Raw genomic sequence first — 12,500 nt, 5'->3', positions numbered from 1 at the left:
GATGCCATGGAAGATGGGGGAACGGTGGAGATGCGCAAGCCGATCGAGTGCTGGCTGTCGGACATGGACGGGGTGCTCGTCCACGAGGGGCACCCCGTGCCCGGCGCCGACGAGTTCATCCGGCGCCTGCGCGAGTCCGGCAAGCGGTTCATGGTCCTGACCAACAATTCCATCTACACGCAGCGGGACCTGGCCGTGCGGCTGCGCGCGGCGGGGCTGGACATCCCGCCGGAGGCGATCTGGACGTCGGCGCTCGCCACCGCCCAGTTCCTCACCCTGCAGCGCCCCGGCGGCTCCGCCTACGTGATAGGGGAGGCCGGGCTGACCACCGCGCTGCACGAGGCGGGGTACGTGCTGACCGACATCGACCCCGACTACGTGGTGCTCGGCGAGACCCGCACCTACAGCTTCACGCAGATCACCCGGGCCATCCGGCTGATCGAGGGCGGCGCCCGGTTCATCGCCACCAACCCCGACCCGGTGGGCCCGTCCAACGAGGGGTCGCTGCCGGCCACCGGCGCGGTCGCGGCGATGATCACCAAGGCGACGGGCGTCTCGCCGTACTTCATCGGCAAGCCCAACCCGATGATGATGCGCAGCGCGCTGCGGGCCATCGACGGGCACAGCGAGAGCACCGCGATGATCGGCGACCGGATGGACACCGACATCGTCTCGGGCATGGAGGCGGGGCTGCACACGATCCTGGTGCTCACCGGCGTCATGGGCGGTGACCAAGTGGACCGCTACCCGTTCCGCCCGTCCCAGGTGGTCAACTCGGTGGCGGACCTGGTCGACATGATCGATTCGGGGGTCTGACGGGCCGGCCGTACCTGACGGGTGCTGTCACGTTCCGGTGGCACGCTGGGGCGGTATGACGGACGTTTATCTGGAGATCGGCCCGAAGAAGGTCTTCGCCTGCGCGATCGGGTGGCCCGGCTGGTGCCGCATCGGCCGGTCGGAGGAGTCGGCACTGGAGGCGCTGGCGGACTACGCGCCGCGCTACCGGCCGGTCGCCGAGCGCGCCGGGCTGGTGTTCGAGCCGGGTGACCCGGTGGTCGTGGAGCGGGCCCGGGGCGGCACGACGACCGACTTCGGGGCGATCGAGGCGATTCCGGAGCTGGACGGCAAGCCGGTGGAGGCGGACGAGGCGGCGCGGGCCGCCGCGCTGGTCCGGGCGGCGTGGGAGCTGTTCGACGAGGCGGCCGCGGTCTCCCCGGAGGAGCTGCGCAAGGGCCCGCGGGGCGGTGGCCGGGACCGCGACAAGATGGTGGCCCACGTGATCGAGGCCGAGCGCTCCTACGCGCGGAAGATCGGGGTACGGCACCGGCCGTTCCGCGACGCGGCGGGCCTGGCGGCGCTGCGGGCGGACATCGCCGCGGTGCTGGCCGAGCCGTCCCAAGGCGGGCCCGTGGTGCCGGGCGGCTGGCCGGCCCGCTACGCCGCCCGCCGGATCGCCTGGCACGTCCTGGACCACCTGTGGGAGATGGAGGACCGCCGGCCCGCCCCGTGAGCGGGTCGTGCGCCGGCGGCCGGGCGGGGGCGTGTCTTTCCGGGTGCTCACCGGGCTCCGGGACCGTCCCCCGGCCGGGCGGTGGACCCTGTACCGGCTCAGAGGCCGTCGCGGCGCAGGCGCTTGAGCTCCGAGCGCCGCTTCTTGTCGGCGATGCGGCGTTCGACGGCGCCCCGGCTGGGCTTGGTGGGGCGGCGCTTCCTGGCCGGCGGGGCGATCGCCTCGCGCAGGAGCTGGGCCAGGCGCATCCCGGCGGCCTCCCGGTTGCGCAGCTGGGAGCGGAACTCCGAGGCGGTGACGGTGATGACGCCGTGCACCAGGCGGGGGCCGAGGCGGGAGAGGGCCCGGTCCTTGAGGGCCGGGGGGAAGGCGTCGGTGGCGGCGAGGTCGAAGCCGAGCTCGACCCGGCTGTCGGTGGTGTTGACCCCCTGGCCGCCCGGACCCGAGGAGCGGGAGAAGCGCCAGCGGAGCTCGGTCTCGGGCACGATGACCGAGCCGCTGATCTGAAGCGGACCGGGCATGGCGACTGGCTCCTCGTCATCGGTGCGGATTGCGGCGGGGGTCTCCCCGGGGAAGGGTTCCAGGATAACCAGCGGTCAAACCCGTCGATCAAGCGATTTATGGCATGTACGGCCCCGGCCGGCGGGAGACGCTCTTGTGGCGCGCCCCGGCTTCCGCCACAGTGACATGCGGCCCGGTTGATCGCCGGGCGCCGGCGGTGCGGGGCTCCCCGGGCGGGACGCGGACGGCCGCCGGCGCCGGTGCCCGGGCGACCGGGGGCGGGCGCGGATCGGCCGAGCGAGGGACGGGGTACGTGGAGAAGATCGTCGGTGTGCACGGGATAGGCAAGTACCACTACTACCGCGACGCCGGGGGCTCCGTCGCGGGGGCCGCCACCGTGATGCGCGGCAAGTGGGACCGTTACCTGCACGCCGGGCTGACCGGCGGCCGGCCGTACGGCGGGGAGCGCTACCTCACCGAGATCGCCTACTACGCCCACCTGCTGGGCGGGCACGGGAACGAGGCGCCGCGGGCGGTGGAGCGCATGGACGCCGGGGCGCAGGAGGTCTTCGTCGCCTGGGCCAGGCAGCTCGACGCGGTGGGGGAGGGGCTGACCGGGGCGCTGAACCGGATGACCCGCTGGCTGCTGGATCGCATGCGGGCCGACGCGGCCGGTTTCGCCGGGTTCTTCTGCCCGGAGGTCGCCGCCTACCTCGCCGCGGGCGGCGGGGTGCGGGCGAAGGTGCGGTCGGCGGTGGCCGAGGTGATCAGGCGCAACCGGCCGAAGGCGGTGATCGCGCACTCGCTCGGCAGCGTGGTGGCCTATGAGACGCTGTGGTCCGACCCAGGTCTGGAGGTGGATCTGCTGATCACCCTCGGCAGCCCGCTCGGCATGCGCGACGTGATCTTCGAGCGGCTGCTGCCCGCGCCGGTCAACGGCTGGGGCGCCCGGCCGCCGGGGGTCCGTCGCTGGGTCAACATCGCCGACAAGGACGACATCGCGGCGATCCCCCCGAGCCTGCGCGCCTGCTTCACCGGGGTGGACCAGGAGGCCCTGGTGAACCTGGACCGGTTCGACTTCCACACCGTGGAGAAGTATCTCGGCTGCGGCGCGCTCAACGCCCACCTCGCGCCGTACCTCGGCGTCCCGGCGCCCGCCTGACACCGCGCCCCGCCGTACGGCCGCGGGCGGACGGCCCCGGGTGGACGGCCGCGTCGAATTCGTTCCGGACAACCCGGGGAATCCCGATGGTTTTGATGGATGATGCGGCTTATGAGCTACCTCCCCAAGAGGCTCGCCGCCGCGGCTCTCGCCGCGGCGGCGGGCGGCACCCTTCTCGTCCCCGCCTCGCCGGCCGCCGCGGCGGCGGCGGCGCCCCCCGCGGCGGCCCGAGCCGCCACCGCCGCGGCCGCCCGGACCGCCGCCGCTCCCCCGAGGAACTTCCGTTACGACGTGTACTTCCCCAAGTACACCCACCGGGGCGGTTACCTCACCTACACCGTCAAGGTCCGCAACAAGAGCGCCAAGGGACAGCACTACATGGCGCTCACCGGCGACTTCTCCCGCGCCTTCCGCGCGGTCAAGGTGATCGACAAGCCGCGCAGCGTCAAGTGCTCCACCAGGGGGCGCTCCGTACGGTGCCTGGTCACCTCGCTCGACAAGGGGGACTCGACGACCGTCAAGATCCGGGGCTGGGTGGTCCGCCGCCGCGGCACCGCCGTGGCGAAGTTCGGCGCGGCCGTCACCTCCGACCGGCACGTCTCGCTCGGCGCGCTCGCCAAGACGGTCCGCAGCCGCGTCACCGCGAAGTCGAAGGTCCGGTGAGGGCGTAGCCGAGGAGCGCGTCCCCGGCGGCGGCGGCCAGGGTCGCCGCCACCGGACGGACGCCCGCCCCGGTGCCGGGACGGCCCGCCGAGCCCGCCGGGGACGCGGAGATGAATGGTCCGTGAGGATCCGGGCATCCGGTTCACAAGGAGATGAAATCCCTGCGGCCGACGCGGGTACGGGTTGCGCTATATCACAGTCCGGTAAGGTAAAGACCTGGTCAGGGGCGATCGCCTTAGATAAAGGCCATGTCAGGATTGAGGTCATGCGCATCGACCTGGCTGATCTCGACTTCTGGCGTCGCTCGCCCAAGGAACGTCACGAGGCGTTCGCCCGGTTGCGCGCCCTGGACCGGCCGGTGTTCTTCGCGGAGAAGCGCGTGCCGCTGCTCCGCTCCGGCAAGGGCTTCTACGCGCTGGTCCGGCACGCCGACGTGGTGGAGGCCAGCCGCAACGCCAGGGTGTTCTCCAGCGAGCCGGGCGTGACCAGCCCCGAACCACCCGGCTGGGTCAAGCACGTGTTCGGCGAGTCCATGGTCAACATGGACGACCCCCGGCACGCCCGGCTGCGCCGCATCGTCTCACGCGCGTTCAGCCCCAAGATGCTCGCCGGGCTGCAGGGCGACATCGAGGCCGCGTGCGCCCGGATCGTCGACGACGTGCTGGCCGAGGGGCCGCGCGACTTCGTCAGCCAGGTCGCCGCCCGGCTGCCCATCCACGTCATCTGCGACATGATGGGCATTCCCGACGACATGCGGGCCGCGGTGCACCGGCAGGTGGACATCTCCACCGCCTACAGCGGGATACGGCCCAGCCTGCCGCACACCGTGCGGATGGCCGCGCAGAACACCGTCGCGCTCCTCGCCCTGCAGCGCCTGGTGATCCGGCTCGGCCGGGAACGCGCCAGGAAGCCGCGCGGCGACCTGATCTCGGCGCTGGTCACCGCCAACGTGGACGGGGAGAGGCTCACCGACCGCGAGCTGGGGTCGTTCTTCGCGCTGCTGCTCGTCGCGGGCAACGAGACGGCCCGCAACACCATGGCGCACGGCATGAAGCTGCTCACCGACCATCCCGGCCAGCGCAGCGCGCTGCTGGAGGACTTCGAGGGGCGCATCGGCGGGACGATCGAGGAGATGGTCCGCTACGTCTCGCCCATCATGCAGTTCCGCCGCACCGTCACCCAGGACTACGACCTGCGCGGCCTGCGCCTGAGGCGCGGGGACAAGGTCGTGCTCTTCTACGGCTCGGCCAACCGCGACGAGGCGGTCTTCCCCGACCCCGACCGGTTCGACATCACCCGCGACACCAAGCCGCACGTCGGGTTCGGCGGGCCGGGCCCGCACTTCTGCCTGGGGGCCAACCTCGCCCGCATGGAGATCCGGACGATGTTCCGCGAGCTGTTCACCCGGCTGCCGATGATCCGCACGGTCGGCGAGCCGGAACTGCTGGTGTCCAACTTCGACAACAGCGTCCGCCGGCAGGCGTTCACCTTCTGACCCGGCGACCCGGCGACCCGGCGGGCCCGGACCGGCCCGGGCGTGGGCCACGGGACGCGGGGCGGTCACCTCCACAGCCCCACGGCCCCACGGCCCCACGGCCCCGTGGTTCCGGGGGAGGCCACGGGGGTACGTCGGTGCCGTCGGCCGGTTTCCCCGGGGGTGGGACGCCGGACGGAGGGGGGAGCGAACGATGCGGGCACTCGTGTGGTTGAAGGACGAGGGCGCCGAGTACGCGGAGGTGGATCTCGCATCCGAACTGGTGGCGGTCGGGGTGGCGATCGGCGCGGATCCGCTGCCCTACCGGCTGGAGTACACCCTGCGGACCTTCCCCGGTTACCTGACCGAGACGCTGTCGGTGCGGGCCCACGGCGCGGGCTGGCACCGGGCGCTCGACCTGCGCCGCTCCGAGCACGGCACCTGGTCGTGCGAGACCAAGGAGATGGGGCACCTGGCCGGGCCGTCGCCGGGCGGGAACGTCCAGGCCCTCAACGGCGCGCTCGACTGCGACCTGGGCCTGTCGCCGCTGACCAACACGATGCCGGTGCTGCGTCACGGCCTCAACGAGTGCGAGGGGCGGATGGACCTCGTCATGGCCCTGGTCGAGGTGCCCCACCTGCGGGTGCTGCGCCACGCCCAGCGCTACACCCACCTGGAACCCGGTCTGGTGCGCTACGAGAGCGAGGGCTTCACCGCGGACCTGTCCCTGGACACCGACGGGATCGTCACCGACTATCCGGGCCTGGCCCGGCTGGTGCACCGTTGAGCGGCGCGCCGTCCTCGCCGGCCAGGACGTTGCGGCGGATGGTCCAGAAGGCGGCCACCGCGGCGGCGGCCATCATCACCGCGCCGACCAGCATCGTCACGCGGAACCCGGCGGTGAAGGCCGTGGGGTCCCGCAGGGCGTCGCCGGTCAGGCCCACCAGGGGCGGGATCGCGGCGACCGCCAGCAGCCCGCCGGTCCTGGCCAGGGCGTTGTTGACGCCGCTGGCCACGCCCGCGTAGCGGTCGGCGGCGCTGGCCAGCACGGTGGCGGTGAGCGGAGCCACCGCCGCCGACAGGCCCAGGCCGAACAGCGACACCGGCAGCAGCACGCCCGTCACATAGGAGGAGCCGGGGCCGATCCACGACATCGGCACCAGCGCGGCGGCGCACAGCAGGATGCCGCCCGCCATCGGGACGCGCGGGCCGATCCGCCTGGCCAGCTCGCCCGCCGCCGGCGACAGCAGCAGCATCAGCACGGTGATCGGGATCATCGCCGATCCGGCGACCATCGGCGAGAATCCGGCCGAGACCTGGAGCTGGACGACGAGCAGGAAGAACACCACGCCCATCGCGGCGTACATGACCAGCGTGACGGCGTTGACCGCGACGAAGACCGGCGAGGCGAACACCCCGATCGGCACGAGCGCGTCCGGTGAGCGCCTGACCTCCAGCCAGGCGAACACCGCGCCCAGCGCCGCGCCCGCCACGATCCAGGGCGCCGACAGGCCGATCAGACCGTAGGTGATCCCGGCCAGCGCCAGCGCGGCCAGCGCCGCGCCGAGCACGTCGAACCGCCCGGTGGCTCCGGCGTCCCGGCTCTCGGGCACGTGCCGTACGGTCACCGCCACCACGAGCGCGGCCAGCGGCAGGTTGATCAGGAACACCCAGCGCCAACCGGCCGTCTCCACCAGCCAGCCGCCCAGCAGCGGCCCGACGGCCGCCGCTACCCCGCCCAGCCCCGACCAGGCGCCGATCGCGCGGGGCCGGTCCTCGGGGGCGAAGGACGACTGGATGATCGCCAGCGACCCGGGGGTCAGCAGGGCGCCGCCGACACCCTGCAGCGCGCGGGCCGCGGCCAGCGCCTCCACCCCGGGCGCCAGGCCGCACGCGGCCGAGGCGAGCGCGAACCACACCACGCCGACCAGGAAGACCCGGCGCCTGCCGTACCGGTCGCCCAGTGAGCCGCCCAGCAGGATCAGGCCGGCCAGGGTGAGGGTGTAGGCGTTGACGGTCCACTGCAGGCCCGCCATGTCGGCGTCCAGGTCGCGGCCGAGCGCGGGGAGTGCCACGTTCACGACCGTGCCGTCCAGCAGCGCGATGCCGGAGCCGAGCACGGTGGCGGTGAGCACCCACCGGCCGGCGGCCGAACGGAGCCGGAGATGACCGTTGTCCATGATTGTCACAATCACCGGGGTTCCGCGGTTGTTCCGGCTCGCCGCCGGTGTTTGCGGCTCGCCGCCCGCGCGGCCGGAAACGGAGACCCGCCGCCGGTCACCCGATGTCCCCGGAGGGGTGCCGCCGGTCACCGGACGCCTCCGGGGAGATCCCGCTTCCGGGCGGGGGAGGGCGTTCGGGACCCCCGCCGCCGCTCCCCTCCCGACGCCGGCGGGGGCCGCGATTCCTGGAGTGTCGGCGATCTCTGGTAGGACGTCTTCTGCCGCATTCCAGCTGACGGGAGCCCCCGATGGACCACACCGAGTTCACCGACCGCGTCGACGGTCTCTACGACGGCACCTACGCCGGCCTGCCGATCGCGATCCCGGACTCCGGCGACCGGACGCCCGCCGCCGACCAGGCGGCGTGGCGGATCGCGGAGAGCGTTTACGACTCGGGTGAGGGCTACGAGCAGCGGTTCACCACCTTCCTGGAGAAGACGGACACCGCCGCGGTGAAGGCGCTCATCATCGGCGGCTGGGAGGAGGCCTACGACACGGGCAGCTCGCGGGTCGTCGAGCTGCTCGCCCGCAACGCCGACCGCCTCCCGGCCCTGCGTTCCCTGTTCCTCGGCGCGATGCCGTCGGAGGAGTGCGAGATCTCCTGGATCCAGCAGAGCGACGTCACCCCGCTGCTGGAGGCGTTCCCGCTGCTGGAGCGGCTGGAGGTGCGCGGGGGCACCGGGCTCACGCTGAGCCCGGTCCGCCACGGCAACCTCAGGGTGCTCCGGTTCGAGACGGGCGGGCTGCCCGCCCAGGTCGTGCGCGGCGTCGCGGCATCCGACCTGCCCGCCCTGGAGTACCTGGAGCTGTGGCTGGGCGTCTCGGAGTACGGCGGAGACGCCACCGTGGCGGACCTGGCGCCGATCCTGTCCGGCGAGCGACTGCCCGCCCTGCGCCACCTGGGCCTGCAGGACAGCGAGATCCAGGACGAGATCGCCGCGGCGGTGGCGTCGGCGCCGGTGGTGGCCCGGCTCACGTCGCTGGCGCTGTCGATGGGCACGCTGACCGACGCCGGTGCCGAGGCCTTGCTGTCCGGCCAGCCGCTGACCCACCTCGCGCGCCTCGACCTGCACCACCACTACCTGAGCGACGAGATGACCGAGCGGGTCCGGGCGGCCTTCGCCGGCACCGGCGTCGAGGTCGACCTGTCGGAGCAGGAGGATCCCGACGACGACTGGCGTTACGTCGCGGTGGCCGAGTGACCGCTCCCGCCGCTCCCTCCCGGCTCCGACTCGGATCCGGGCTCCGATCCCGACCCCGACCCCGACCTCGTAAGGACGCCAGGTGACCGAACACGGTGATCGCACGCCGGTCCGGACGGCCGTCGTCGGGACGCCCGGCGACCGCAGGGTGACCCTGTTCGCCGCCGCCTGCGCCCGGTACGGCCTGCCCGCGCCCGCGGTCGTCCCCTGGACCCGCGTGCTGCGGGACGAGGAGATCCGGATCGAGCCGGGGACGCTCGTGCGGATCGAGTCGCCCGGCCAGGACGCCGAGGCCGACGCGCTGCTGCGCGGCCCCGGACGGCCGACCCGGGCCGGCGGGGGAGCCGCCTGGCACGCGGCCCTGACAGCCGGGCTGGAGCGGATCCGCCGGGCCGTCGCCCGCACCCCGGGCGCGGTACTGCTCGCCGACGTCGACGAGATCGCGGTGATGTTCGACAAACGGCGGTGCCACGCGAGGCTGGCGGCGGCCGGGGTGCCGGTGCCGCCCGCCCTGCCCGGGCCGGTCGGCGGCTACGCCGAACTGCGCGAGCGGATGGACCGGGCCGGCTGGCGGAGGGTGTTCGTCAAGTCCGCCCACGGCTCCTCGGCCTCCGGGGTCGTCGCCCTTCAGGTCGCCGGGTCCAGGATCAAGGCCGTGACCTCGGCGGAGCTGATCCGGGGCGGAGCGGCCGGGGCCGGGCCGTACGAGGGCGAGCGGGCCGGAAGCGGGCCACGTGGAGACGGGCGGGCTGGAGGCGGGCCTCGCGGGGACGGTCGGACCGGGGGAGGGCCGCGCGGAGACGGGCGGGCCGCGGTGGAACTGCACAACTCGCTCCGGGTGCGTTCCTACGGGGACGAGGACGAGGTGGCGGCGATCATCGACCTGCTGGCCGCCGACGGTCTCCACGTGGAGCGGTGGTTCCCCAAGGCGGGCTTCGGCGGCCGGGTGATCGACCTGCGGGTGGTCACCGTCGGCGGCACACCCACCCACGCGGTCGTCCGCGCCGCCCGCGCCCCCATGACGAACCTGCACCTCGGCGGCGTGCGCGGCGACCTCGGCGCGGTCCGGGCGCGGCTCGGCCCGCGGGGCTGGGATCGGGTCCTGGACGCCTGCGCGCGGGCCGCGGCGTGCTTTCCCGGCAGCCTGTGCGCCGGGGTGGACGTGATGGTGGGCGCCGACTGGCGCGGCGTCGCCGTGGCGGAGGTCAACGCCTTCGGCGACCTGCTGCCCGGCCTGACGGGCCTGCCGGGAGGCGCGGCCGAGGGGCTCGACACCTACGCGGCCCAGGTCCGGGCGGTCCTCGCCCGCCACGTGCCCGCCCACCCGCCCGCCGGCGCGCCCGCGGGCCGCCCGTCCGCCGGTCATCCTTCCGCGGGCCATCCGCCCGCGGGTCGCTCGCCCGCGGATCACCCGTCCGCAGGCCACGCGGCCGTCTCCCACGCGGCGGTGACACGGTGAGCGGTGACACGGTGAGCGGTGACGCGGTGAGCGGCGGGACGAGGGGCGGCCGGGGCGGCGCGCCGGGCGCGACCCGGGACATGAACGCGATCGTGGGCAGCCACGACCTGCTGCTGGTGACGCTCGACACGCTCCGCTACGACGTGGCCGACGAGCTGATCAGGGCGGGGAGGCTGCCCACCCTGGCCCGGGCGCTGCCCGGCGGGCGATGGGAACGCCGGCACAGCCCCGGCAGCTTCACCTATGCAGCGCACGCCGCGATCCTGGCCGGTTTCCTGCCCACCCCGGCCGCGCCGGGGCCGCACCCCCGGCTGTTCGCGGCGGCGTTCCCCGGCAGCGAGACGACGGCCGAGGGCACCTGGGTGTTCGACGCGGCGGACCTGCCCGGCGGGCTGGCCCGGGCCGGATACCACACGGTCTGCGTGGGAGGGGTGGGCTTCTTCAACAAGCTCACCCCGCTCGGATCCGCGCTTCCCGGACTGTTCGCCGAGAGCCACTGGGAGCCGGCGTTCGGGGTGACCTCGCCGACCTCGTTCGAGGCGCAGATCGAGTGCGCCGAGCGGGTGGTGCGGGGCGCCCGGGGACCGGTGTTCCTGTTCGTCAACGTCTCGGCGCTGCACCAGCCGAACTGGTTCCACCTACCGGGTGCGGCCCGTGAGCACGGCGACGACCTGCGCAGCCACGCCGCCGCGCTGGAGTACGTCGATCGGCACATCGGCAGGCTGTTCACCCTGATGAGCGCCAGGCGGCCCGGCTTCGCGATCGTCTGTTCCGACCACGGCACCGCCTACGGCGACGACGGATACGTCGGGCACCGGATCGGCCACGAGGCCGTCTGGACCGTCCCCTACGGGGAGTTCACGATGAGACAGGGAGCATGGTGACGGCCACGAGCCCCTACCAGGGATACGTCTACGCCTACCCGCACAAGACGGCCTACCGGCCGCTGGATCCGCGCCCGCCGCTGCGGCGGGTGTGGGAGGGCGAGCCGATGGACAGCCTCTCCCTCTACCTGCACATCCCGTTCTGCGAGATGCGCTGCGGGTTCTGCAACCTGTTCACCCGGACCGGCGCGCCGGACGAGCTCGTCGCCGCCTACCTGGACGCCCTGGAGCGCCAGGCCGGCGCCGTACGGGAGGCCCTGGACGCCGCCCTGGACAGTGCTTCCGGCGCTGCCCCCGGCGCCCCCGGCGGAGCCCCGGGCGGACCGGTGTTCGCGGTCGCGGCCGTCGGCGGCGGCACCCCCACCTACCTGAGCGCGGCCGAACTCACCCGGCTGTTCGACCTGGCCGAGCGGACCATGGGCGTCGACCTGCGGACCGTGCCGCTGTCGGTGGAGACCTCACCGGCGACCGCGACCGCCGACCGCCTGGCGGTCCTGGCCGAGCGGGGCACCACCCGGATCTCGATCGGCGTGCAGAGCTTCATCGACGCCGAGGCCCGCGCGGCGGTCCGGCCGCAGCGGCGCGCGGAGGTCGAGGCGGCGCTCGGCCGGATCAGGGAGGCCGGGTTCGAGACGCTCAACCTCGACCTCATCTACGGCATCGACGGGCAGGACGCCCGGTCGTGGCGTCACTCGCTGGACGCGGCGCTCGCCTGGAAACCCGAGGAGATCTACCTCTACCCGCTGTACGTCCGGCCGCTCACCGGTCTCGGCCGCCGCGCGCGCGACTGGGACGACCACCGGCTGGGCCTTTACCGGCGGGGACGCGACCACCTGCTCGCCGCGGGGTACGAGCAGGTGTCGATGCGGATGTTCCGGCTGCCGGACCCCGCCCGCACGGCGGCCCCCGCACACACGACCGGCTACTGCTGCCAGAGCGACGGCATGGTCGGGCTCGGCTGCGGCGCCCGCTCCTACACCTCCGCCCTGCACTACTCGCACGAGTACGCGGTCGGCACCCGCCAGGTGCGCGCCATCATCGACGACTACGTACGGCTGGCGCCCGGTGACTTCACCGCCGCCAACGTGGGGTTCCGCCTGGGGGACGACGAGCGCCGCCGCCGCCATCTCATCCAGTCGCTGCTCCAGGCCGAGGGGCTCGACCCGGCCGCCTACCGGGCGCGTTTCGGCACCGAGGCGACGGCCGACTTCGGCTCCGAGTTCGACCGCCTCGCCGCCCGGGGGTGGCTGGAGACGGACGCCGGGTGGCCGCGGCTCACCGCGGAAGGGTTGGCGCACTCCGACGCGATCGGCCCGGCGCTGTTCTCCGGCGCGGTCCGGGAGCTGATGGCGGGATACGAGGCGCGGTGAACGAGCGAGAACGACCCCGCGAGCTGCCCGTCCTCACGGTGCACGACCGTGCC

At 73.9% G+C, this 12,500-nt stretch carries 12 protein-coding genes; 10 read left to right on the top strand and 2 right to left on the bottom strand.

Translation table 11 applies throughout. The features are described from left to right. Nucleotides 1-6: 6 nt before the first annotated feature. Nucleotides 7-816: an HAD-IIA family hydrolase gene (locus HDA43_RS02935; protein ID WP_246423893.1), complete on the top strand. Its 810-nt coding sequence runs from the start codon at nucleotides 7-9 to the stop codon at nucleotides 814-816. A gap of 55 nt (nucleotides 817-871) precedes the next feature. Beyond that, nucleotides 872-1,510, top strand: a complete 639-nt coding sequence (locus HDA43_RS02930) for a hypothetical protein (protein WP_179818182.1) — start codon at nucleotides 872-874, stop codon at nucleotides 1,508-1,510. Between the two features lie 98 nt (nucleotides 1,511-1,608). Here the strand turns inward: HDA43_RS02930 and arfB are convergent, their stop codons facing one another. After that, complete coding sequence (gene arfB / locus HDA43_RS02925; protein ID WP_179818181.1) at nucleotides 1,609-2,031, bottom strand: alternative ribosome rescue aminoacyl-tRNA hydrolase ArfB; 423 nt, start codon at nucleotides 2,029-2,031, stop codon at nucleotides 1,609-1,611. A gap of 293 nt (nucleotides 2,032-2,324) precedes the next feature. Between arfB and HDA43_RS02920 the strand changes: the two genes are divergently transcribed. From HDA43_RS02920 to HDA43_RS02905, 4 genes are all read left to right on the top strand, one after another. Next, nucleotides 2,325-3,173, top strand: a complete 849-nt coding sequence (locus tag HDA43_RS02920; protein WP_179818180.1) for a hypothetical protein — start codon at nucleotides 2,325-2,327, stop codon at nucleotides 3,171-3,173. Nucleotides 3,174-3,284: 111 nt separating this feature from the next. Further along, nucleotides 3,285-3,836 (top strand): hypothetical protein, encoded by a 552-nt coding sequence (locus HDA43_RS02915; RefSeq protein ID WP_179818179.1) that lies wholly within the window; start codon nucleotides 3,285-3,287, stop codon nucleotides 3,834-3,836. 265 nt (nucleotides 3,837-4,101) lie between these two features. Next, entirely contained in the window at nucleotides 4,102-5,331 is a 1,230-nt protein-coding gene (locus tag HDA43_RS02910) for a cytochrome P450 (RefSeq protein WP_179818178.1), read from the top strand. 193 nt (nucleotides 5,332-5,524) lie between these two features. Further along, nucleotides 5,525-6,097, top strand: coding sequence for a putative glycolipid-binding domain-containing protein (locus HDA43_RS02905; protein ID WP_179818177.1), 573 nt, complete (start codon nucleotides 5,525-5,527; stop codon nucleotides 6,095-6,097). Here the strand turns inward: HDA43_RS02905 and HDA43_RS02900 are convergent. Continuing rightward, nucleotides 6,057-7,490, bottom strand: a complete 1,434-nt coding sequence (locus tag HDA43_RS02900; RefSeq protein ID WP_179818176.1) for an MFS transporter — start codon at nucleotides 7,488-7,490, stop codon at nucleotides 6,057-6,059. The two genes, HDA43_RS02905 and HDA43_RS02900, sit on opposite strands and share 41 nt — an antisense overlap. Nucleotides 7,491-7,780: 290 nt before the next feature. Here HDA43_RS02900 and HDA43_RS02895 point away from each other — a divergent pair, with 290 nt between their 5' ends. The 4 genes from HDA43_RS02895 (at nucleotide 7,781) to HDA43_RS02880 (ending at nucleotide 12,447) form a co-directional block, all read left to right on the top strand. Continuing rightward, nucleotides 7,781-8,734 (top strand): STM4015 family protein, encoded by a 954-nt coding sequence (locus HDA43_RS02895; protein WP_179818175.1) that lies wholly within the window; start codon nucleotides 7,781-7,783, stop codon nucleotides 8,732-8,734. An 82-nt stretch (nucleotides 8,735-8,816) separates the two neighbouring features. Next, entirely contained in the window at nucleotides 8,817-10,193 is a 1,377-nt protein-coding gene (locus HDA43_RS02890; protein ID WP_179818174.1) for an STM4014 family protein, read from the top strand. 80 nt (nucleotides 10,194-10,273) lie between these two features. Further along, nucleotides 10,274-11,077, top strand: a complete 804-nt coding sequence (locus HDA43_RS02885) for an STM4013/SEN3800 family hydrolase (protein ID WP_179822673.1) — start codon at nucleotides 10,274-10,276, stop codon at nucleotides 11,075-11,077. Beyond that, nucleotides 11,071-12,447, top strand: a complete 1,377-nt coding sequence (locus tag HDA43_RS02880) for an STM4012 family radical SAM protein (protein ID WP_179818173.1) — start codon at nucleotides 11,071-11,073, stop codon at nucleotides 12,445-12,447. The genes HDA43_RS02885 and HDA43_RS02880 overlap by 7 nt, the downstream gene beginning before the upstream one ends. Nucleotides 12,448-12,500: the final 53 nt, after the last annotated feature.

The sequence above is a fragment of the Streptosporangium sandarakinum genome (genome assembly GCF_013409935.1).
Classification (GTDB): domain Bacteria; phylum Actinomycetota; class Actinomycetes; order Streptosporangiales; family Streptosporangiaceae; genus Streptosporangium; species Streptosporangium nondiastaticum.
This window is presented reverse-complemented; position numbering and strand designations above follow the sequence as displayed.